Origin of the sequence: Geodermatophilus siccatus, from assembly GCF_900103785.1 — a bacterium.
Classification (GTDB): domain Bacteria; phylum Actinomycetota; class Actinomycetes; order Mycobacteriales; family Geodermatophilaceae; genus Geodermatophilus; species Geodermatophilus siccatus.
Window position 1 is genome coordinate 129,462 of the sequence record NZ_FNHE01000008.1, and the last position, 21,485, is coordinate 150,946.

Sequence of the window (21,485 nt, forward strand, 5' to 3'; positions counted from 1 at the left end):
ACCGACGCATCACCCACGACGCAGGGATCGACCACCGGTGTCCGACGAGCTGCTCCAGGGCTGACCTGCCCGTTCAGCGTCGGCCGACGGTTCGCAACGACGCCAGGACCAGCTCGCAGGGGCATCGGCCCGAGTCCGATGGAGGGCAGCACCGCAGGTGGAGGCGGCAAGCCCCCGGGCAGGCCGTGACGAACCCCTGGGTGTCGCGGTCCCGGTCCCCGGTGTGGACGTCCTGGGCACCGGGAGAGCTGAGGCGGGTGGCGGAGCGCTGCGAGTCGCCGGCATGGCCGTCGGGACGCCTGGGGGTGAGCCCGCCACCGTGGTGAGCGTGGCCCGGATGTGCTGCTCCCCATGCCTGCGGGTGAGCCCGTGACCGGAGCAGGCACCGCCCGACGTCACCCTGACCGGGGTGCTCCCCGCGGCCGCGGGTCGGCTCGGCCACCCGGCGCTGATGTCTCGGACGTCACTATCGGGGAGCGAGTCGAGGATGCCGACCGCTGCACCGGAAACGGCCAGGAGGACACCGGGAAACGGCCAGGAGGGCACCTGAGGAACGGTCGAGCGGGGTCGGCCGGCGCACCGCGGGCCGCGAACGGCCGGCTCACACGGTGGTGGCGAGGCTGTCGGTGTAGCCGTCGTAGGGGAGTGTCGTGGTGGCCACCGTCTCACCGTCCACGATCCGGTTGATCCGGAAGGCGGCGATGTCGGCCTTGTGCACGACCCGGTCGCCGGCGGCCGTGCACACCTCGTTGAAGACCACCGACGGCACGTTGCCGGCGCGTAGGCAGGCGGTGATGCTCTCGCCGTCCCGGGTCTGCACGTCGATCGAGTACTCACCCCGGGGCGCCGCCCCCCACTGCAGGGCGACGGTGTTGATCGTGTGCAGGGAGCCGTCGGCCTTGAACACCAGCGGCTGGACGTAGACGTCGCGGCCGGCGAAGACGCCGGCGGAGGTGAACCGGCCGACGTGGTACAGCGTGTAGAACTGGCCGTGCCGGTCGGTGACGGTGTTGTGCCCCTGGTTCTCGATCAGCTGCCCGTCGTGCGTCTCGAGCGGCGACGAGAGGGAATACCGCTCGCGCTCGCGGGTCAGGTCCCTCACCTGGGCAGCCATCACGTAGCTCATCGCGTACTGGCTCCGGTAGTGCCCCTGGCTGTAGACGAGGTAGTGCCGGCCGTCACGGCCGAAGAGGGTGGGCGCCTCGTTGACGTCCTCCTCGGCCGGCGTCGTCGGCCGGGTCACCTCGAAGAGCTCCTCCGGCGCGTCGAGTGGATAGGCCGACACCACGTTGCCGCCCTCCGGGAGGAACCAGGTGTAGTGCATCCACCGGCGGGAGCCGTCGAAGTACACCGACGGGTCCAGCCGCATCGCCTTGTCGCACCCGTCGGCCGGGCAGTCCGCCGTCACGTGGGTGCGGGGATGTCCCGTGTCCCCGTCGATCGTCTGCGGTGCACCGAACTGCATGTCGCCGTCCGCCGCCGGCGCCGTCGCGTAGAAGATCGTCGGCGCGCTGTCGTCCGAGGGGCAGGGCTCGCCCTTGGACACGCGGTTGGCCACGAAGTAGAGGACGTAGTCGTCGCCCTGCTTGTCCAGGTCCGGCGCCCACGTGGCGCAGTAGTGGTAGAGGGGGTCGTGCTCGCTGGGGTCGTAGCGGCGCAGCAGGCTGAACGTGCGCAGATCGGTCGAGGTGTAGATCGGCAGGTCGTCCTGGGGTGACGTCCCGGACAGGAAGTACAGGTCGTCGTCGACCTTGTAGACGTCGGGGTCGGCGAGCCCCTCGACGGCGAGCTGCCGGCCGTACGGCGAGCTCTCGGCCTGCGCGGGCACGGCGCCGACGCCCGCCAGCAGCGGCAGGAGGACGGCGAGCAGGCCGAGCAGCGTGAGCGCCTGCCTGCGGCAACGGGGACGCCGGCGCCCGGGACCACGGACGCGAGAGGTGCTCGGACCCGGCATCGTGCCCTCCCAGGGGCGGTGGTGCCCTCGGACGACGTCGCGCGGAGGCGTCCCGCACAGCGGCACGTGCCGGCGCCGTGGGGCGGTCGTGCGGACCCGACGAATATGGCACGGCGGGTGGGCCGGCGGGAGGCCCGGCCGCACCGGGTGCCGCGACCGACCAGCGCCTGGGCGTCCGGGCCGACCGGGCGCCGTGGCGAGCCCTCAGGATGGGTCGGCGGGCGGGTCGGCTGCGGGGCCCGTGCCGAGGAGGGCTCCGGCGAGGAGGTGCTGCCGGTGCAGCTCCGCTGCTTCGACCAGCTGCTGCTCGTCCCCGGCCAGGAAGGCGTCGAGCATGACCTGGTGCTCGGCCTGCAGGGTCTTCTGCCCGGTCTCGTCCAGCTTGTTCGCTGCCCGGTAGGTCTCGGTGGCGTCCCACAGGCCGTCGAGGAGACGGAGGAGGCGCGGCATGCGACAGGAGGCGAGGACGACGGCGTGGAAACGCCGGCCGTTGTCGCTGAAGGCGTTGACCTGTCCCCGGGCGAGCGCGTCCTCGGCCGCCGCGCAGGCCTCGTGGGCCGCTGCGCGGTCGGCGTCCGTGGCGTTCGCCACCGCTCGCCGCAGGGCCTCGTCCTCGAGCAGCGCGCGGAGGTAGTAGATCTCCTCGAGCTCCTCGGCGGTCAGGCTCGGGACGGCGAAGCCCACGTGCGGCCGGTGCGTCACCAGCCCCTCGCCCTCGAGGATCATGAGGGCCTCGCGGACCGGGATCCGGCTGACGCCCAGGGCCGCCGCCACCGCGTCGACCCGGATCACGGTCCCCGGCGGCAGCTCACCGTCGTTGATCCGGCGCCGCAGTTCCCGGAGGACCGCCTCCTGCATGGTCTGCGGTCGGAACGTCGTCACCACCTGCCACCTCGCTCTGCTGACCTGTGTGGCAGGTAGTGTCCCTCCTCCCGGCCGTCAGCGATGCCCTGGACTCGCCTGGTGGGCGCGCCAGCCACCGGAGTCGGAGATGTCGACGAGCCCCTCCCCCCGGGCGTGCACCTCGGGACGCAGCACGACGGCCAGGCTGGCCGACCCGTCGGCGAGCTCGATCACGGCGAGCTCCAGCTCGGGGGGCTCCACGGGCATGAACTCGTCGCGGACGGCCGCCAGCGGCAGTGCGTACAGCTCGCCGGGAACGGAGACCCCGCCCTCGGTGACCGGCCACAGGGCCGGGAAGCCGCCCTCGCAGGCGTAGAAGCGGTAACGCGGAGCGGTCCTCGCCTCACCGAGGAACGGGTACCGCGCGATGCCGGGGTGCACCCGACCACCGCGCATGCCCTCACCGTTGAGGAAGAGGGGGACGGGAACGCTCCCCTCGGACCCGGCTGGTGGTGTCACGTGATCGCTCCTCGTCGTCGTCGGTCAACCAGTCGGCGGCGACCAGCCCGGCCAGCCGCTCCAGGAGGGGGCCGGCCTCGCTCATGCACCGGGCAGGGTCGGGTTCGATGTCGGTCAGCGCGTACGCGGCGCCGATCCCGGTGGGCGCCAGGTCCGCAGGGGTCAGCAGCGAGCGGCCGGCGACGGCGACGGCCGGCACGTCCAGCCCGCGGGCGGCCGCGGCGACGCCGGCAGGTGCCTTGCCGTGCAGGGTCTGCTCGTCCAGTGAGCCCTCGCCGGTGACCACCAGGTCCGCACCGGGCAGCGCGGCGCGGAAGCCGACGAGGTCGAGCACGAGGTCGATGCCCGGTCGCAGCGCGGCGCCGAGCGTGGCCATCGCCGCGAACCCGACCCCACCGGCCGCGCCGGCGCCCGGGCGGTCGGCCACGTCGATGCCGGTCGCCACCCGCACGGCCTCCGCCCACCGGGCCAGTGCGGCGTCCAGCTCGACGACGTCGTCGGGCGAGGCCCCCTTCTGCGGACCGTAGACGGCGGCCGCGCCGCGCGGGCCCAGCAGCGGGTTGTCGACGTCGGAGGCGACGACGACCTCCGCCTCCCGCAGTGCCGGGTGGAGGCCTGAGAGGTCCAGCGACGCGACGGCCGCCAGAACGGCACCGCCGCGGCCGACCTCGCGGCCCCCGGCGTCCAGGAGACGTCCCCCGAGCGCCTGCACCAGCCCCGCGCCGCCGTCGGTGGACGCGCTGCCCCCGATGCCGAGCACGATGCGCCGGCACCCCGCGTCGAGCGCGGCCCGGACGACCTCACCCGTGCCGTGGCTCGACGCGGTGCGGGCCGCCGGCCGCCCGCCGGGGAGCCGGCGCAGCCCCGACACGTCGGCCATCTCGACGACAGCGACGCCGTCCCGCTCGGCGTAGGCGGTCCCCACCGGTTCCCCGGTGGGCCCCTGTGCGGACACCGGCACCCGGCGGTACCCGGCGGAGACCGCTGCGTCGAGCGTCCCGTCACCCCCGTCGGCGACCGGCACCTGGACGACCTCGGTCCCCGGGGCGGCACGGGTCAGCCCGATGGCCAGGTGAGCGGCGACCTCCGGCGCGGACAGGGAGCCCTTGAACTTGTCCGGCGCCACCACGACGCGCACGTGCCCTCCTCAGTCGAGGAGCTGGGCGGACGCGAGCCCGAGCGCGGCGATGGCGGTGGGCGCGTGCTCGCCCGTGCTGGCCAGCTCCTCGAACTCCACGACCTCGTCGAGCTCGGTGCCCATCGAGATGTTGGTGACCCGCTCGAGGATGACCTCCACGACCACCGGCACGCGGTGCTCGACCAGCAGCTTCTTGGCCTCCTCCAGGGCGGGGCCGATCCGGTCGGGCTCGTGCACCCGCAGGGCCTTGCAGCCCAGTCCCTCGGCGACCTTGACGTGGTCCACGCCGTAGCCGCCGAGCTCGGGGGAGTTGACGTTGTCGAAGGCCAGCTGCACGGCGAAGTCCATGTCGAAGGCGCGCTGCGCCTGCCGGATCAGCCCCAGGTACGAGTTGTTCACCAGCACCTGGATGTAGGGCAGGTTGAACTGCGCCCCGACCGCCAGCTCCTCGATGAGGAACTGGAGGTCGTAGTCGCCGGACAGCGCCACCACCGTGGCGTCCGGGTCGGCGACGCAGACGCCGAGGGCCGCGGGCACGGTCCAGCCCAGGGGCCCGGCCTGGCCGGCGTTGATCCAGTGCCGGGGTCGGTAGACGTGGAGGAACTGGCCGCCGGCGATCTGCGAGAGGCCGATGGTGCTGACGTAGCGGGTGTCCCTCCCGAACGCCTTGTTCATCTCCTCGTACACCCGCTGCGGCTTGATCGGGACGTCGTCGAAGTGGGTGCGGCGCAGCAGGGTCCGCTTGCGCCGGGCGCACTCCTCGACCCAGTCGCCGCGGTCGGGCAGCTGCCCGGCCGCCCGCCGCTCCCGGGCCACCTCGACGAAGAGCCGCAGCGCCGCTCCGGCGTCGGAGACGATGCCGAGGTCGGGGGGGAACACCCGCCCGATCTGGGTCGGCTCGACGTCGACGTGCACGAACGTGCGCCCGCGGGTGTAGGTCTCCAGCCCGCCGGTGTGCCGGTTGGCCCACCGGTTGCCGATGCCGAGCACGAGGTCCGAGGCCAGCAGGTTCTCGTTGCCGTAGCGCTGCGACGTCTGCAGCCCGGCCATGCCGGCCTGCAGCCGGTGGTCGTCGGGGATCGCGCCCCAGCCCATCAGCGTCGGGACGACCGGGACGTCGACCAGCTCGGCGAACTCCACCAGCAGGTCGGCGGCGTCGGCGTTGATGATCCCCCCGCCGGCGACGACCAGCGGCCGCTCGGCGGTGGCGAGCAGGTCGAGCGCCTTCTCGATCTGGGCGCGGGTGGCCTGCGGCTTGTAGACCGGCAGCGGCTCGTAGGCGTCGACGTCGAACTCGATCTCGGCCATCTGCACGTCGAAGGGCAGGTCGATCAGCACCGGGCCGGGCCGGCCGGAGCGCATGAGGTGGAAGGCCTGCTGGAAGGCGCGCGGCACCTGCGCCGGCTCCAGGACGGTCGTCGCCATCTTGGTGACCGGCGCGGCGATCGCGGCGATGTCGACGGCCTGGAAGTCCTCCTTGTGCATCCGGGCGGTCGGCGCCTGGCCGGTGATGCACAGGATCGGGATGGAGTCGCCGGAGGCCGAGTACAGCCCGGTGATCATGTCGGTGCCGGCCGGCCCCGACGTCCCGATGCAGACGCCGATGTTCCCGGCCGCGGCCCGGGTGTAGCCCTCCGCCATGTGCGAGGCGCCCTCGACGTGCCGGGCGAGCACGTGGGAGATGGTGCCGTTCTCGCGGAGCGCGGCGTAGAGCGGGTTGATCGCCGCTCCGGGCACGCCGAAGGCGTGCGTCACGCCTTCGCGCTGGAGGATCTGCACCGCGGCCTGGATGGCCCTCATGCGAGGCATGGGTCTCCTGTCTCCGGAGCCCGGGAGCCGGGCCCCGCGTCGTCTCGTGGGGTGTCGGGAGGAGGGGTCAGGAGCGGCCGGACAGCTGCTCGACGAGCTTGAGCAGCGCCGAGTGGTCGAGGGCGCCGTCGCCCTGGGCCTTCAGGCTGGCGACGAGCTGGGCGACGACCGCCCCGAGCGGGATGACCACCCCGGCCTCGCGGGCGGCGGAGGTCACGATGCCCAGGTCCTTGTGGTGCAGCTCGACGCGGAACCCGGGCGTGAAGTCGCGGCGGAGCATCGCCGCCGCCTTGCGGTCGAGGATCGCGTTGCCGGCGAGCCCCCCGGCGAGGACTCTCACCGCGGCGTCGGTGTCGACGCCGTGGGCCTCGAGGAAGACGATGGCCTCCGCGACGAGCTCGATGGTGCCGGCGACGATGAGCTGGTTGGCCGCCTTGACCGTCTGGCCGGACCCGGCCGGCCCCACGTGCACGATCGTCCTGCCGACCGCCTCGAGGACGGGCCGGCTGTCGGCGAAGTCCTCCGGGCTGCCGCCGACCATGATCGAGAGGGTCGCGTCGATCGCGCCCTGCTCGCCGCCGCTCACCGGGGCGTCGAGGACGCGGACCCCGCGCTCGCGGCCCGCCTCGGCGACCCGCTTCGCGACGTCCGGGCGGATCGAGCTCGTGTCGATGTGCAGGGTCCCCGGCTTGACCAGGCCGTAGAAGCCGTCCTCGCCGATGGTGACCGCCTCGACGTCCGGGGAGTCGGGGACCATGGTGACGACGACGTCGGCGTCCCGCACCGCCTCCGCGAGGCTGCCGGCTCCACGCCCGCCCCGCTCGACGAGCCGCTGGACGGGCTCGGGACTGCGGTTGTGGCCGATGACGTCGAAGCCGGCCGTGACCAGGTTGGCGGCCATCGGGCCGCCCATGATGCCGAGGCCGATGAAGGCGACCGTCGTCATAGGAGCTCTTCCTCCGGATCAGTCGGGCGTGGCTCCCTGCAGGGGCCCGCCGCGAGCTCGCGAGTGGTGGGGCAGGGAGGTCCTTACTGCAGCCAGCCGAAGCTGTCGGCCGAGGCGCCGCTGGGCACGTACTCCAGCCCGACCCAGCCGTCGTAACCGGCGTCCGCGAGCCGGCCGAGGTACCGGTCGAGGTCGAGCTCCCCGGTGCCGGGCTCGTGCCGGCCGGGCGCGTCGGCGATCTGCACGTGCGCGACCCGCGAGCCGTACGTGGCGATCACCCGGTCGAGGTCCTCACCGTTGACGGCCAGGTGGTACAGGTCGCAGAGGAAGCCCAGGCTCGTCACCCCGGTCTCCTCGGCGACGCGGTCGATCACCCCGACGGCGTCCGCGGCGGTCAGCAGCGGGTACCGGGGCGCGCCGCTGACCGGCTCGACGAGGACCGTGCCGCCGACCCGGCCCGCGGCCCGGCCGGCGAGCGCGAGGTTCTCCACCGCCAGGGCGTCCTGCTCCTCCGGCCGGGCGTCGTCGACCCGGTTGCCGTAGAGGGCGTTGAAGGCGCGGCAGCCGAGCTGCTCGCCGATCCCGACGGTGACGTCGACGTTGTCCCGGAACTCCGAGGATCGCGCGGGCCAGGACACCAGCCCCCGGTCCCCGCCCGGCATGTCACCGGCGGAGAAGTTGAGCCCGACCAGTCGGACGCCGGCGTCGCGGACGGCGCGGACGAAGGCGTCGACGTCGGACTCCGACGGCACGGCGACCGGGAACGGCCACCAGAACTCGACGGCGTCGAACCCGGCCCGCTTCGCGGCCGCCGGGCGCTCCAGCAGTGGCAGCTCGGGAAAGAGAATGGAGCAGTTGACCTCGTACCGGAGGGGGGGAGCGACCATCACTTCTTCCATGATTCGGTCGAGAGGGGGATCCGCGACGAGTCGTGTCGTCGGCATCGCGGACCCCTGCGGAATTGCTGTGGGGACAGTAAGTACGGTGGGAAGCGCGGTCAACGGCCGATCCCGCCTCGAGGGTCGATATATCGGATATCTGGAATCGGGCCGGTGGCGCTCTCTCGACGAGAGTATTTCGTATATCGCACGGGATCTCGTTGACCCGGTCCATTCGCGCTCCTAGCGTCCTCCGGCACCGCACCGTCCCGCGGTGCGCCGAGCCCCTGTCCGGGAGGTCCCGTGGACGCTGCGACACCGGGCCGCCGCGCCCGGCCTCCGCCGGCCGGCTGACCCTCCTCGGACCGGGCCCGGCCGGGGGCGGCAGCGGGGAGGACGCGGGCCTGGTGGTGCGCGGCGTCGGCACAGACCCTGCGCACGAGCAACGGGGACGACCACTCCGCCCGGCGGAGACCAGCCGACCGGCTCAACGAGGAGCGCCATGTCCACCACAGCCCCACCCGCGGCGCCGGGCAAGCGCCGCAAGCACCCCGTCGACGAGGTCCCTCCTGCGGGGAAGCTCGCGGTCTACGGCATCCAGCACCTGCTCGCCTTCTACGCCGGCGCGGTGATCGTGCCGATCCTGCTGGCCGGCGCCATCGGACTGTCCGACCGCGAGCTCATCCACCTGATCAACGCCGACCTGTTCACCTGCGGCATCGCGTCGATCATCCAGTCGGTCGGCTTCTGGAAGGTCGGCGTCCGCCTGCCGCTGCTGCAGGGCGTCACCTTCACCGCGGTCTCGCCGATGATCGCCATCGGGCTGGCCGCGGGCGGCGGGACCGAGGGGCTGCTCGTCATCTACGGCGCGGTCATCGTCGCCGGGCTGTTCACCTTCGCCATCGCCCCGTACTTCAGCCGCCTCATCCGGTTCTTCCCCCCGGTCGTCACCGGGTCGGTCATCACGATCATCGGCATCGCGCTGCTCCCGGTGGCCGCGGCCGATGCCGTCGGTGGCGCGGCCGACCCGGACCCGGGCAACGCGCGCAACCTCGCGTACGCGCTGGGCACGCTGGCCCTGATCGTGCTCATGCAGCGGTTCTTCCGCGGCTTCCTGGCGACGGTCGCCGTCCTGGTCGGGCTGGTCGTCGGCACGCTGACCGCCTGGGCGCTGGGCGACGCCACCTTCGGCGCGGTGGCCGACTCGTCGTGGATCGGCGTGACCACGCCGTTCTACTTCGGCTGGCCGAAGTTCAGCCTGGCCGCCATCGTGTCGATGATCGTTGTCATGCTGATCACCGCGGTGGAGACCACCGGTGACGTGTTCGCCACGGGCGAGATCGTCGACAAGCGGGTCGGTCGCAAGGACATCGCCGCGGCGCTGCGCGCCGACGGCCTGGCCACCACGATCGGCGGCGTCCTCAACTCCTTCCCCTACACCTGCTTCGCCGAGAACGTCGGCCTGGTGCGCCTCACCCAGGTGAAGAGCCGCTGGGTCGTCGCCGCGGCGGGCGGCTTCATGATCCTCGTCGGCCTGGTGCCCAAGGCCGGTGCCGTGGTGGCCGGCATCCCGCACCCCGTGCTCGGCGGGGCGGCGCTGGCGATGTTCGCGACCGTGGCGGTCGTCGGCATCCAGACGCTGAGCCGGGTGGACTTCAACGACCACCGCAACGTGGTCATCGTCGCCACCAGCCTGGGGCTGGCGCTGCTGGTCACCGTCCAGCCGGGGATCGCCGAGGCGGTGCCGTCGTGGGCCCGGATCATCCTCGGCAGCGGCATCACGCTGGGCAGCATCTCCGCGATCGTGCTGAACGCCGTCTTCCACCACATCGGGCGCCCCCACGGCCCCGCCGTCGCCGGCATCCCGGGGCAGCGGCAGGTCCGGCTGCAGGACGTCAACGCGATGAGCCGCGAGGAGTTCGTCGCCACCTTCGGCCGGCTGTTCCAGGGCCCGACGTGGGTGGTGGAGAACGCCTACACCCAGCGGCCGTTCGCCGACACCGCCTCGCTGCGGCTGGCCTTCCAGGAGGCCCTGTTCGCGGCCACCCCGGAGCAGCAGCGGCAGCTGATGGACGCCTACCCGGCGCTGGGCAGCGACACGGTCGCCGAGGGGACGGCGGGGGAGCAGTCCACCCTCGACCAGGCGACCGCGGGCCTCACCCGGCTGACCGACGAGGACCACGCCGCCTTCCGCGAGGTGACCACCGCGTACCGGGAGAAGTTCGGCTTCCCGCTCATCGTCTGCGTCCGCGACAACCCCAGCCGGGAGCGGATCCTCGAGCAGGGCCGGGCCCGCATGCAGAACTCGCCCGTCCAGGAGCACGCGGCCGCGCTCATCGAGATCGCGAAGATCGCCGGGCACCGGTTCGACGACCTGGTGGCCGACGCCAACCCGATCCACAGCGCGCGGACCCAGCGCTACGGCGCGACCGCGCTGTAACCAGCACGCGGGAGGCTGGAGGCGACCTCCGGCCCCGGCCGGGCGGCGGACCGCCGCCCGGCCGGCCCGAGACAGACAGGAGCAGCAGCGATGCAGTCGCCAGCCGTCACCGTGAACGGGCGGTCGATCCCGCTCGACGGCACCACGCCACACACCACCGCGCTCGACTGGCTGCGGACGCAGGGACTCGTCGGGTGCAAGGAGGGCTGCGCCGAGGGGGAGTGCGGGGCGTGCTCCGTCCTCGTCGCGCGGCCCGGGAGGACGACCCCCACGCGGTGGACGGCCCTCAACGCCTGCCTGGTCCCCGTCGCCGCCCTCGCCGGGCAGGAGCTCGTGACCGCCGAGGGCCTGGGCACCCCGGACGCGCTGCACCCCGTCCAGCGGGAGATGGCCGAGCGGGGCGGCTCGCAGTGCGGGTACTGCACCCCCGGCTTCGTCTGCAGCATGGCGGCGGAGTACTACCGCGCCGACCGCGCCCCGGCCGCGGCCTCCGACGGCCACGGGGGCGGCGGGCCGGACCACCTGCACGGCCCGAACGGGTTCGACCTGCACGCCCTCAGCGGCAACCTCTGCCGCTGCACCGGTTACCGGCCCATCCGCGACGCCGCCTTCGCGCTCGGCGCCCCGGAGGACGACGACCTGCTGGCGGCCCGGCGCAGCCAGCCGCCACCGGAGGTGCCCGCGACCCGCGTCGCCGCCGACGGGGCGGAGTTCGTCCGGCCGTCCGGGCTCGCCGAGGCGCTGACCCTGCTGGCCGAGCGGCCCGAGGCGCTGCTCGTCGCCGGGTGCACCGACTGGGGCGTCGACGTCAACCTGCGCGGGCAGCGCGCGCCGTTGGTGGTGGCGATCGACCAACTCCCGGAGCTGCGCGGCTTCGCCGTCACGGACTCCGCGGTGGAGATCGGTGCGGCGCTGAGCCTGTCGGAGGTCGAGGAGCGGCTCGCCGGACGGCTCCCGCTGCTCGACCAGGTCTTCCCCCAGTTCGCCTCGCGGCTGATCCGCAACGGCGCCACGATCGGCGGCAACCTCGGCACCGGCTCGCCCATCGGCGACACGACGCCGGCGCTGCTGGCCCTCGAGGCCACCGTCGTCCTCGCCTCGCTCGACGGCCAGCGCGAGGTCGAACTGGCCGACTACTTCACCGGGTACCGCCGCAGCGTGCGACGCGCCGACGAGGTCATCCGCGCCGTCCGGGTGCCGCTGCCCCCGGCCGGGCTGGCCGCCTTCCACAAGGTGGCCAAGCGGCGCTTCGACGACATCTCCAGCGTCGCGATCGCCTTCGCCCTCGACGTGCGCGGCGGCGTCGTGCGGCGGGCGCGGATCGGCCTCGGCGGGGTGGCCGCCACGCCGGTGCGCGCCCGGGCCACCGAGGAGGCCCTCACCGACCGGCCGTGGGACGCCGACACGGTGCGGGAGGCGGCCGCCGTGCTGGCCGGCGAGGGCACCCCGCTCGACGACCACCGGTCCAGCGCCGCCTACCGGTCGGCGATGTTGGGCCAGGCCCTGCACCGGCTGTTCGCCGAGAACCCGACGCCTTCGGAGGTGGGAGCATGAGTGCGCTGTCCGAGCGGCCGGCCGAGCCGGTCGTGGGCCGGGCCGTGCCGCACGAGAGCGCCGCCCTGCATGTCACGGGCCAGGCCCTCTACACCGACGACCTGGTGGGGCGCACGAAAGACGTGCTGCACGCCTGGCCCGTGCAGGTCATGCACGCGCACGCCCGCGTGACCGCGCTGCGCACGGAGCCGGCCCACGCGGTCCCCGGCGTCGTCCGGGTGCTCACCGCCGCGGACGTCCCCGGGGTCAACGACGCCGGGGTCAAGCACGACGAGCCGCTGTTCCCCGACGAGGTCATGTTCTACGGCCACGCCGTCTGCTGGGTGCTCGGCGAGACGATCGAGGCCGCCCGGCTCGGCGCGGAGGCGGTCCAGGTCGAGGTCGAGCCCCTGCCCGCGCTGGTGACCGTCCGGGAGGCGATCGCCGCGGGCAGCTTCCAGGGCGGTCAGCCGCGCCTGGAGCGCGGCGACGTCGAGGCCGGCCTCGCCGGCGCGGCGCACGTGTTCAGCGGTGAGCTGGAGTTCGCCGGCCAGGAGCACTTCTACCTGGAGACGCACTGCTCCCTGGCGCACGTCGACGAGAACGGTCAGGTGTTCGTGCAGAGCAGCACGCAGCACCCGTCGGAGACCCAGGAGATCGTGGCCCACGTGCTCGGGCTGACCAACTCGCAGGTCACCGTGCAGTGCCTGCGGATGGGCGGCGGCTTCGGCGGCAAGGAGATGCAGCCGCACGGCTTCGCCGCGATCGCCGCGCTGGGCGCCACGCTCACCGGCCGGCCGGTCCGGCTGCGGCTCAACCGCTCGCAGGACATGACCATGTCGGGCAAGCGGCACGGGTTCGCCGCCCGGTGGCGGGTGGGCTTCGACGAGTCCGGCCGCCTGCAGGCGCTGGACGCCACGTTGACCTCGGACGGCGGCTGGAGCCTCGACCTGTCCGAGCCGGTGCTGGCCCGGGCGCTGTGCCACGTCGACAACGCCTACTGGATCCCGAACGTCCGGGTGAACGGCCGGATCGCGAAGACCAACAAGACCTCGCAGACGGCGTTCCGCGGGTTCGGCGGTCCGCAGGGCATGCTGGTGATCGAGGACGTCCTGGGCCGCTGCGCGCCGCTGCTCGGGCTCGATGCGGCCGAGCTGCGGCGCCGCAACTTCTACACCGCGGGCCGGACGACGCCCTACGGGCAGCCGGTGCGCCACCCCGAGCGGCTGGCGACCATCTGGCAGGAGCTGCTCGAGACGAGCGACGTCGCCGGACGGCAGCGGGAGATCGAGGAGTTCAACGCCACCCACCCGCACCGCAAGCGGGGCCTGGCGGTCACCCCGGTCAAGTTCGGCATCTCGTTCAACCTGACGGCGTTCAACCAGGGCGGCGCCCTCGTGCACGTCTACAAGGACGGGTCGGTGCTGATCAACCACGGCGGCACCGAGATGGGCCAGGGCCTGCACACCAAGATGCTGCAGGTCGCGGCGACCACGCTCGGGGTCCCGCTGTCCCGGGTCCGGCTGGCGCCGACGCGCACCGACAAGGTGCCCAACACGTCGGCCACGGCGGCGAGCTCCGGCGCCGACCTCAACGGGGCGGCGATCAAGAACGCCTGCGAGCAGATCCGCGAGCGCCTGGCGCAGGTCGCCGCGGAGCGGCTCGGGATCAGCCCCGCCGACGTGCGCTTCGCCCACGGCTCGGTGCACGGCATCGCGTTCGCCAGCGACCGGCTCACGTGGGAGGAGGTCGTCACGGCGGCCTACTTCCAGCGCGTCCAGCTGTGGGCCGCGGGCTTCTACCGGACGGAGGGCCTGCACTGGGACTCGTCGCGGATGCAGGGCGAGCCGTTCAAGTACTTCGCCTACGGCGCCGCGGCGGCGGAGGTCGAGGTCGACGGGTTCACCGGGGCGTACCGCACCCGGCGGGTCGACATCGTGCACGACGTCGGCGACTCGCTCTCGCCGCTGGTGGACCTGGGGCAGATCGAGGGCGGCTTCGTGCAGGGCGCCGGGTGGCTCACCCTCGAGGACCTGCGCTGGGAGGAACGCGAGGGCCCGCACCACGGGCGGCTGGCCACGCAGGCGGCCAGCACCTACAAGCTGCCGAGCTTCTCGGAGATGCCCGAGGAGTTCAACGTGCGACTGCTGCGCAACGCGACCGAGGAGGGCGTGGTGTACGGCTCCAAGGCCGTCGGGGAGCCGCCGCTGATGCTCGCCTTCTCCGTCCGCGAGGCGCTGCGCCAGGCCGCTGCCGCGTTCGGCCCACCGGGGCTCAGCGTCGACCTGGCCTCGCCCGCGACGCCGGAGGCCGTCTACTGGGCCGTCGAGCAGGCCCGGCGGAGCACCGAGCACGGGCACGTCGACGAGGGCGCCCCCGGCGTCCTCCCCGACCAGCCGGGCCCGGACGCGCCGCCCATGGTGCCGTTCTCCGAACGCGCCCAGCAGCTGATGACCCGCACGTGAGGGAGCGGTCGTGGAGTGGACGAAGGCGATCGAGGAGCTGCGCGCCGGCCGGCGCCGCGGCGTGCTGGTCACGGTGGCGGCGGTCCGCGGGCACGCCCCCCGCGGGGCCGGCGCCAAGATGGTCGTGGCCGCCGACCGCACCTGGTGCTCGGTCGGCGGCGGCAACCTCGAGGCGGTCGCGGTGGCCCGGGCGCGGGAGCTGCTCGGCACCCGGGGGTCGCGGCCCGAGCTGCTGACCGTCGCGCTGTCGGACAAGGCCCCCTACCAGCACGGCGTCCAGTGCTGCGGGGGAGAGGTGACGCTGCTGCTGGAGCCGCTGCCGGTCGCGCCGGCGGTCGCCGTCTTCGGCATCGGGCACGTCGGGCTGGAGCTGGCGCGGATCCTCGCCCGGCGGGACCTGGACCTGCACCTGGTCGACTCGCGCCCGGAGCAGCTCGCCGACGAGCGGCTGGCCGTGCTGGCCGACGCGGTGGCGACGGTGCACGTGCACCACGTGCCGGTGCTGCCGGAGCTGGTGCTGGCCGAGCTGCCGCCCGGGGCGCACGTGCTGGTCATGACGCACGACCACGCCGAGGACGCCGCCCTCTGCGACGCCGCGCTGCGCACCCCCGGGCTGGGCTCCATCGGGCTCATCGGCTCGGCGGCGAAGTGGTCCCGATTCCGGCGCAAGCTCGCCGACGAGGGCCACCCGGACGAGGCGATCGACCGGATCACCACGCCCATCGGGCTGCCCGGGCTGACCGGCAAGGACCCCTCGACCATCGCGATCGGCGTGGCCGCCGCGCTGGTGGCGACGCTCGAGCGGGAGGCGGAGGGAGCGGACGGCGCGCAGGCCGCCGCGGACCCTGGACGGGTCCCGGCCCCGGGAGCACCGTCGTGACGATCTACCGCGGCACGGTCCTCGACACCCCCGTCGACCCGTTCACGGGAGGGACGCTCCGCGCCGACGCCGACGCCGGGTTGCTGGTGCGCGACGGGACGATCGAGGCCCGGGGCGGCTTCGCCGAGCTGCGCGCGCGGCACCCCGGCGAGGAGGTCGTCTACCTGCGCGGCGGGCTGGTGCTGCCGGGCTTCGTCGACACCCACGTCCACTTCCCCCAGGTCCGGGCGATCGGCGGGCTGGGCATGCCGCTGCTGGACTGGCTCTCCCGCTGCGCCCTCCCCGAGGAGGCGCGGCTGGCCGACGGTGGGTACGCCCGGGCCGTCGCGGCGGAGTTCGTCAGCGGCCTGGTCCAGGCGGGCACGACGACGGCCCTGGTGTTCGGCGCCCACTTCGCCTCGGCGGTCGACGCGTTGTTCGCCGAGGCCGCCCGCACCGGCCTGCGGATCACCAGCGGTCTGGTCGTCAGCGACCGGCTGCTGCGCGACGAGCTCCACACGACGCCGCAGCGCGCCTACGACGAGGGGCTCGCCCTGGCCCGGCGCTGGCACGGCGTGGGGGCCAGCCGCTACGCCGTCATCCCGCGGTTCTCGCTGTCGTGCGGCGACCCCCTCCTGCAGTCGTGCGGGTCGCTGCTCACCGACGTCGAGGGGGCGTGGTTCACCTCGCACGTCAACGAGAACGTCCGGGAGATCGCCGCCGTCGCCGAGCTCTTCGACGGCCGCCGGTACCTGGACACCTACGACCGGCACGGGCTCATCGGCCGCCGCAGCGTGCTGGCGCACAACGTGCACCCCTCGGACGACGAGCTGGCGTGCCTGGCCTCGCGGGGCGCGAGTGTCGCCCACTGCCCGACCAGCAACGCGGCCCTCGGCAGCGGGCTCTTCCCGCTCGCCCGCCACCTGGCCCACGGCGTCCGGGTGGCGCTCGGCTCCGACGTCGGCGCCGGCACGGGGTTCTGTCTGCTCAAGGAGGGGCTGCAGGCCTACTTCGTGCAGCAGCTGCTCGGCGACGACGGCGCGCGGCTGACGTCGACCCACCTGCTGCACCTCGCGACCGCCGCCGGAGCCGACGTGCTCGGGCTCCGGGACCGGACCGGTGACCTCGGGGCGGGGCGGCGCTTCGACGCCGTGTGGCTGCGGCCCTCCGCAGGCACGGCCCTCGACGTGGCGCTGCGCCACGCGGCGGACCCCGAGGACGCACTGGCCAAGGCCTTCGTGCTGGGCTCACCGGCCGACATCGACACGGTGTGGGTGGACGGCCGGCCGTGCCGGAGCAGGAACCCCGTCGCCTGACGTCCGCCCGGGTGCGGTGGGCGGCCAGGTCCACGGCGTCGACGGCTCGCTCCGGCACCCGCGGGGGCCCGACGTCGCCGGTCCGACCGGGCGCACCCGGTGCACGGGCCGGGGGTCCCTGCGCAATTCTCCCACCGGTCTCCCGGGAATTCGGCTGCCCGGACGCCGGGTGCGTCCGGTGTGATGGTCGGTCCTCCGCGGCGGAGCAAATGTCGGGCCAATGTCGAATGCATTTCGACGGCGCGCAGTATGTCGTATATCCAGCCGTCGCCCATTGACCGGGACACTCGCCCGCTCCTAGCGTTCCGGACAACGGACAAGCGTTTCGACGGGGTCCGGGAAACGTGCGACCGGCACCCGCTGCCGGTGCTCCCGCACCCACTCCTGCGCCGTTCGTCCGTGCCCGGACCACTCCACCGCCCTCATCCCTCGGCAACGGGAGGCCTCGTGACCCGGTACGACACGGTCCTGCGCGCTCGCCGTCTCGTGACGGCCGGGCGCGAGCAGGCCGGCTGCGTCGGGATCAGCGACGGGCGCATCGTCGCCGTCGAGCCGCTGGAGTCCGGTCTGGAGGGACGACGCGTCGTCGAGCTCGGCGAGGACGTCGTCCTGCTCCCCGGCCTGGTCGACGCCCACGTGCACGTCAACGAGCCCGGCCGCACCGAGTGGGAGGGGTTCGCGTCGGCGACGCGGGCGGCTGCCGCCGGTGGCGTCACCACGATCCTCGACATGCCCCTCAACAGCATCCCGCCGACCGTGGACGTGGCCGCGCTGGAGGTGAAGCGCAAGAGCGCCCTGGGCCAGATCTCCGTCGACGTCGGCTTCTGGGGTGGCGCCGTCCCCGGGAACCTGGGGGAGCTGACCGCGCTGCACGCCGCGGGCGTCTTCGGCTTCAAGTGCTTCCTGGTGCACTCGGGTGTCGAGGAGTTCCCCCCGCTGCGTCCGGAGGACCTCGAGGACTACCTGCGGGTCCTGCGGACCGTCGACGGGCTGCTCATCGTCCACGCCGAGGACGGCGACGAGATCGAGCAGGCCCCCAGCGCGCACAGCGACGACTACCGCGACTTCCTGTCCTCCCGGCCACGGGTGGCGGAGGACCGGGCCATCGGCCGGGTCATCGACGCCGCCCGGGCCACGGGTGCGCGGGCGCACATCCTGCACCTGTCCAGCAGCGACGCCCTGCCGCTGATCGCCGAGGCGCGCCGCGACGGCGTCCGGATCACCGCCGAGACCTGCCCGCACTACCTGACGTTCGCGGCCGAGGAGATCCCCGCGGGGGCGACGCAGTTCAAGTGCTGCCCGCCCATCCGGGAGGCGGCCAACCGCGAGCGGCTGTGGCAGGGACTCGCCGACGGGACGATCGACTGCATCGTCTCCGACCACTCGCCGTGCACCCCGGAGCTCAAGCGGCTCGACCTGGGCGACTTCGCGCAGGCGTGGGGCGGCATCTCCTCGCTGCAGCTCGGCCTCTCCGACGTGTGGACCGAGGCCCGGCGGCGCGGCTTCGCCCTCCCCGACGTCGTGCGCTGGATGGCCGAGCGGCCGGCACAGCTCGCCGGGCTGCAGCGCAAGGGCCGCATCGAGCCCGGCTACGACGCCGACTTCTGCGTCTTCGCGCCGGACGACGGTTTCGTCGTCGACCCCGCCACGCTCTTCCACCGCAACCCCATCACCCCCTACGCGGGCCGGCGGCTCGACGGGGTCGTCCGCAGCACCTGGCTGCGCGGCCTCGAGACCGGCGGCGCAGAGCCGGCCGGCGACCGCCCGCGGGGGCACCTGCTGACCCGAGGAGAGGCATGACAGTGAGCAGCCCCGTGCAGGAACGGTCCGGCGTCGCGACGGTGGACCCCGGAGCCGACGCGGCGCCGGTGCAGGACTCCACCCGCCTGCCCGACCTGGCCTCGCGCAGCCTGGGCGGCAGCGTCGTCCACGCCAACGACGAGCTGTTCGCCGAGCGGGAGAACCTGATCAAGCCGGGGGCGCCGACCTACTCGACGTACACCTTCGGCCACAAGGGTCAGGTCTACGACGGCTGGGAGACGCGCCGGCGCCGCGAGCCCGGCCACGACCACGCCATCGTGCGCCTGGGTGTGCCGGGGATCGTGCGGGGCGTCGTCGTCGACACCGCCTTCTTCACGGGCAACTACCCGCCCGCCGTGTCGGTCGAGGGCGCCGCGGTCGAGGGCTATCCCTCCCCGGCGGAGCTGCTGGACGCGGAGTGGGTCCCCCTGGTGCCCCGCTCGCCGGCCGCCGGTGACACGCGGAACGTCTTCGCGGTCGACCAGCCGCAGCGCTTCACCCACGTCCGCCTGTGCATGTACCCCGACGGCGGGGTGGCCCGGCTGCGGGTGCACGGCGAGGTGGTCCCCGACCCCCGGTTCCTGACGGACGGAGCCGTCGACCTGGCGGCCCTCGCCAACGGGGGCGTGGTCAGCGGCTGCAGCAACATGTTCTTCTCCTCGCCGACGAACCTCATCTCGCCCGGACTGGCGCGGCTGATGGGGGAGGGCTGGGAGACCGCCCGCCGCCGCGACGACGGCAACGACTGGGTGGAGTTCTCCCTCGCCGGGCCCGGCGTGGTGCGCCTGGCCGAGCTGGACACGAGCTGGTTCCTGGGCAACGCCCCCGGCTGGGCCTCCCTCCGCGGCACCCGCCGCCGGGGCGGTGCGGCGGACGGCCCCGAGGAGTGGACCGAGCTGCTGCCCCGGACCCGGCTGCAGCCCGACACCCGCCACCTGTTCCGCCTGCCCGACGTCGGCGAGGTCGACACCGTCCGGCTCGACGTCTTCCCCGACGGCGGGATGGCCCGGGTGCGGCTGCACGGCACGCTCAGCGACCAGGGGCGGGCCGAGCTGGGACTGCGCTGGTTCAACAGCCTGCCGGCCGCCCAGGCCCGGCAGGTGCTGGCCCGGGAGTGCGGCCTGGACGGCACGGCGGCCGACGACGTCCTCGCCGGCCGGCCGGTTCCCGACCCGAGCGCGCTGCCCGGCGCCGTCCGCTCCCTGCTGACCGGAGGTGCCCGGTGAGCGGGTCCGTGGACGAGCTGCGGGCCGGTCTGGAGACGCTGGACGCGCTGCCCGCCGACCGGGCCGAGGAGCAGCTGGCCGCCTGCTGCGCGGCCCGCGCCTGGGTCGCCCGCATGGTCGCCGGCCGGCCCTACGCCGACGTCGACGACCTCCTGGCCGCCAGCGACCGGGCGATCGAGGACCTCGGACCCGGCGACCTGGCCGAGGCGCTGGCGGCGCACCCCCGCATCGGACAGCGGGTGGCCGGCTCCTCTCCCGAGGCCGCCTGGTCCCGGCAGGAGCAGTCCGGGATGGACGACGCCGACACCGAGGTCCGCGCCGCGCTGCGCGAGGGCAACCTCGCCTACGAGGAGCGCTTCGACCAGGTCTTCCTGATCCGCGCGGCCGGCCGGTCACCCGCGGAGATGCTCACCGAGCTCCGCCGACGGCTCGGCAACGACCCCGAGACCGAACGGCGCGAGGTCGCCGAGCAGCTGCGGCAGATCACCCGCCTCCGGCTGGAGAGGTCGCTGCAGCCGTGAGCTCCCTGTCGACGCACGTCCTCGACGCCGTCTCCGGGCAGCCCGCCGCAGGCGTGCGGGTGACCCTGGAACGCCGTGCGGGGGAGGACTGGCAGCCGCTCGGCACCGGCGTCACCGACGCCGACGGCCGCCTGCGCGACCTGGCGCCCGACGGACTCGACGCCGGTGTGCACCGCCTGACCTTCGCCACGGGCGACTACTTCGCGGCGACCGGCCAGACCGGCTTCTACCCCGAGGTGACGGTGGCCTTCACCGTCACCGAGGACCGGCACCACCACGTCCCCCTGCTGCTCAGCCCGTACGCCTACTCCACCTACCGAGGTTCCTAGAACAGGAGTGATCCCCATGGCAGTCGTGCTCGGCCACAACCAGTACGGCAAGGCGGAGAACCGGGTCGTCCGGGTCTTCCGCGACAGCGACCCCCACGAGATCGTCGACTACAACGTCAGCGTCGCGCTGTGGGGCGGCCAGGAGGCACCGCACCTGACCGGCGACAACGCGCCGGTGCTGCCGACGGACACGCAGAAGAACACCGTCTACGCCTTCGCCAAGGAGGACGACGTCGTCGCGCAGCCGGAGTCGTTCGGCATCCGGCTGGCCCGCCACTTCGTCGACGAGACCGAGCCGATCACCCACGCGCGGGTCCGCATCGAGATGTACCCGTGGACCCGGCTGGGCAACCCGCACGCCTTCACCCGCGACGGCCGCTTCGTCCGCACCGCGACGGTGACCTACGACGGCTCGACCACCTGGGTCGTCTCCGGGGTCGAGGACCTGTGGATCCTCAAGACCACCGACTCGGAGTTCGCGGACTTCCTGGAGGACCGGTTCACGACGCTGGCGCCCACGCACGACCGCCTCATGGCGACCTCGCTGCGCGCCCAGTGGTGGCACACCGGCGAGGACGTCGACTGGGGCAAGTCCCACGACCGGGTCGTGCAGACGGTGCTGGAGACCTACGGCAACCACCACAGCCTGGCGCACCAGCAGACCCTGTTCGACTGCGGCGCAGCCGTGCTGGAGGAGCAGCCGGAGATCGCCGAGTTCCGCGTCACCGCCCCGAACAAGCACCACTTCGTCTACGACCTGGCCCGCTTCGGGATCGAGAACGCCGGCGAGGTCTTCCACGCCGACGACCGTCCCTACGGGCTCCAGGAGCTCACGGTCCGCCGCGACGACGCCCCCGCCCCCGGCCTGGCCTTCGACCCCGGTCAGGGCTGGTGACCGCACCCGACCGG

The 21,485-nt window shown here is 73.8% G+C and carries 17 protein-coding genes; 10 read left to right on the plus strand and 7 right to left on the minus strand.

Features of this window, described 5'->3' with window-relative positions:
* Positions 1-601 precede the first annotated feature (601 nt).
* The 7 genes from BLS21_RS15770 to BLS21_RS15800 all read right to left on the minus strand — a co-directional run bounded on the left by BLS21_RS15770 (position 602) and on the right by BLS21_RS15800 (position 8,096).
* On the minus strand, positions 602-1,954 hold the full coding sequence (locus tag BLS21_RS15770; protein ID WP_091220407.1) for a family 43 glycosylhydrolase: 1,353 nt from the start codon (positions 1,952-1,954) through the stop codon (positions 602-604).
* A gap of 204 nt (positions 1,955-2,158) precedes the next feature.
* Complete coding sequence (locus BLS21_RS15775) at positions 2,159-2,836, minus strand: GntR family transcriptional regulator (RefSeq protein WP_139177160.1); 678 nt, start codon at positions 2,834-2,836, stop codon at positions 2,159-2,161.
* A gap of 57 nt (positions 2,837-2,893) precedes the next feature.
* Entirely contained in the window at positions 2,894-3,253 is a 360-nt protein-coding gene (locus BLS21_RS15780) for an allophanate hydrolase-related protein (RefSeq protein ID WP_245700472.1), read from the minus strand.
* A gap of 4 nt (positions 3,254-3,257) precedes the next feature.
* Positions 3,258-4,454, minus strand: a complete 1,197-nt coding sequence (locus BLS21_RS15785; RefSeq protein ID WP_091220424.1) for a glycerate kinase — start codon at positions 4,452-4,454, stop codon at positions 3,258-3,260.
* Positions 4,455-4,463: 9 nt separating this feature from the next.
* Positions 4,464-6,263 (minus strand): glyoxylate carboligase, encoded by a 1,800-nt coding sequence (gcl, locus tag BLS21_RS15790; protein WP_091220435.1) that lies wholly within the window; start codon positions 6,261-6,263, stop codon positions 4,464-4,466.
* A gap of 67 nt (positions 6,264-6,330) precedes the next feature.
* Positions 6,331-7,209, minus strand: coding sequence for a 2-hydroxy-3-oxopropionate reductase (locus BLS21_RS15795; protein ID WP_091220441.1), 879 nt, complete (start codon positions 7,207-7,209; stop codon positions 6,331-6,333).
* Positions 7,210-7,292: 83 nt separating this feature from the next.
* The gene (locus tag BLS21_RS15800; RefSeq protein ID WP_091220443.1) at positions 7,293-8,096 is read right to left on the minus strand and encodes a hydroxypyruvate isomerase family protein; all 804 of its coding nucleotides are present in this window, start codon (positions 8,094-8,096) and stop codon (positions 7,293-7,295) included.
* A 493-nt stretch (positions 8,097-8,589) separates the two neighbouring features.
* Here BLS21_RS15800 and uraD (BLS21_RS15805) point away from each other — a divergent pair, with 493 nt between their 5' ends.
* The 10 genes from uraD (BLS21_RS15805) to pucL all read left to right on the plus strand — a co-directional run bounded on the left by uraD (BLS21_RS15805) (position 8,590) and on the right by pucL (position 21,471).
* A complete protein-coding gene (gene uraD / locus BLS21_RS15805) occupies positions 8,590-10,527 on the plus strand; it encodes a 2-oxo-4-hydroxy-4-carboxy-5-ureidoimidazoline decarboxylase (protein WP_091220445.1) in 1,938 nt (645 codons plus the stop codon).
* 90 nt (positions 10,528-10,617) lie between these two features.
* Positions 10,618-12,081: a xanthine dehydrogenase small subunit gene (locus tag BLS21_RS15810; protein WP_091220448.1), complete on the plus strand. Its 1,464-nt coding sequence runs from the start codon at positions 10,618-10,620 to the stop codon at positions 12,079-12,081.
* Complete coding sequence (gene xdhB, locus BLS21_RS15815; protein ID WP_091220450.1) at positions 12,078-14,525, plus strand: xanthine dehydrogenase molybdopterin binding subunit; 2,448 nt, start codon at positions 12,078-12,080, stop codon at positions 14,523-14,525. Before BLS21_RS15810 ends, xdhB begins: the two co-directional genes overlap by 4 nt.
* A 10-nt stretch (positions 14,526-14,535) precedes the next feature.
* A complete protein-coding gene (xdhC, locus tag BLS21_RS15820) occupies positions 14,536-15,405 on the plus strand; it encodes a xanthine dehydrogenase accessory protein XdhC (protein ID WP_091220452.1) in 870 nt (289 codons plus the stop codon).
* Positions 15,402-16,700 carry a guanine deaminase gene (locus BLS21_RS15825; RefSeq protein WP_091220454.1) on the plus strand — a complete coding sequence of 433 codons (1,299 nt, stop codon included), beginning with the start codon at positions 15,402-15,404 and terminating at the stop codon, positions 16,698-16,700. Before xdhC ends, BLS21_RS15825 begins: the two co-directional genes overlap by 4 nt.
* Positions 16,701-17,147: 447 nt before the next feature.
* Positions 17,148-18,500: an allantoinase AllB gene (allB, locus tag BLS21_RS15830; protein WP_091220459.1), complete on the plus strand. Its 1,353-nt coding sequence runs from the start codon at positions 17,148-17,150 to the stop codon at positions 18,498-18,500.
* The gene (alc, locus tag BLS21_RS15835; RefSeq protein ID WP_091220461.1) at positions 18,497-19,726 is read left to right on the plus strand and encodes an allantoicase; all 1,230 of its coding nucleotides are present in this window, start codon (positions 18,497-18,499) and stop codon (positions 19,724-19,726) included. The genes allB and alc overlap by 4 nt, the downstream gene beginning before the upstream one ends.
* Positions 19,723-20,247, plus strand: a complete 525-nt coding sequence (gene uraD, locus BLS21_RS15840) for a 2-oxo-4-hydroxy-4-carboxy-5-ureidoimidazoline decarboxylase (protein ID WP_245700473.1) — start codon at positions 19,723-19,725, stop codon at positions 20,245-20,247. The genes alc and uraD (BLS21_RS15840) overlap by 4 nt, the downstream gene beginning before the upstream one ends.
* The gene (gene uraH, locus BLS21_RS15845) at positions 20,244-20,576 is read left to right on the plus strand and encodes a hydroxyisourate hydrolase (protein WP_175479588.1); all 333 of its coding nucleotides are present in this window, start codon (positions 20,244-20,246) and stop codon (positions 20,574-20,576) included. Before uraD (BLS21_RS15840) ends, uraH begins: the two co-directional genes overlap by 4 nt.
* A 16-nt stretch (positions 20,577-20,592) precedes the next feature.
* Positions 20,593-21,471, plus strand: a complete 879-nt coding sequence (gene pucL, locus BLS21_RS15850) for a factor-independent urate hydroxylase (protein ID WP_091220462.1) — start codon at positions 20,593-20,595, stop codon at positions 21,469-21,471.
* Positions 21,472-21,485: the final 14 nt, after the last annotated feature.

What these genes read in the sequence shown, in the direction of transcription:
- BLS21_RS15770 (WP_091220407.1), bottom strand. Translation starts at nt 1,954, where the DNA reads ATGCCGGGTCCGAGCACCTCTCGCGTCCGTGGTCCCGGGCGCCGGCGT.
- BLS21_RS15780 (WP_245700472.1), bottom strand. Translation starts at nt 3,253, where the DNA reads ATGCGCGGTGGTCGGGTGCACCCCGGCATCGCGCGGTACCCGTTCCTC.
- gcl (WP_091220435.1), bottom strand. Translation starts at nt 6,263, where the DNA reads ATGCCTCGCATGAGGGCCATCCAGGCCGCGGTGCAGATCCTCCAGCGC.
- BLS21_RS15795 (WP_091220441.1), bottom strand. Translation starts at nt 7,209, where the DNA reads ATGACGACGGTCGCCTTCATCGGCCTCGGCATCATGGGCGGCCCGATG.
- BLS21_RS15800 (WP_091220443.1), bottom strand. Translation starts at nt 8,096, where the DNA reads ATGGTCGCTCCCCCCCTCCGGTACGAGGTCAACTGCTCCATTCTCTTT.
- uraD (WP_091220445.1), top strand. Translation starts at nt 8,590, where the DNA reads ATGTCCACCACAGCCCCACCCGCGGCGCCGGGCAAGCGCCGCAAGCAC.
- BLS21_RS15810 (WP_091220448.1), top strand. Translation starts at nt 10,618, where the DNA reads ATGCAGTCGCCAGCCGTCACCGTGAACGGGCGGTCGATCCCGCTCGAC.
- xdhB (WP_091220450.1), top strand. Translation starts at nt 12,078, where the DNA reads ATGAGTGCGCTGTCCGAGCGGCCGGCCGAGCCGGTCGTGGGCCGGGCC.
- alc (WP_091220461.1), top strand. Translation starts at nt 18,497, where the DNA reads ATGACAGTGAGCAGCCCCGTGCAGGAACGGTCCGGCGTCGCGACGGTG.
- pucL (WP_091220462.1), top strand. Translation starts at nt 20,593, where the DNA reads ATGGCAGTCGTGCTCGGCCACAACCAGTACGGCAAGGCGGAGAACCGG.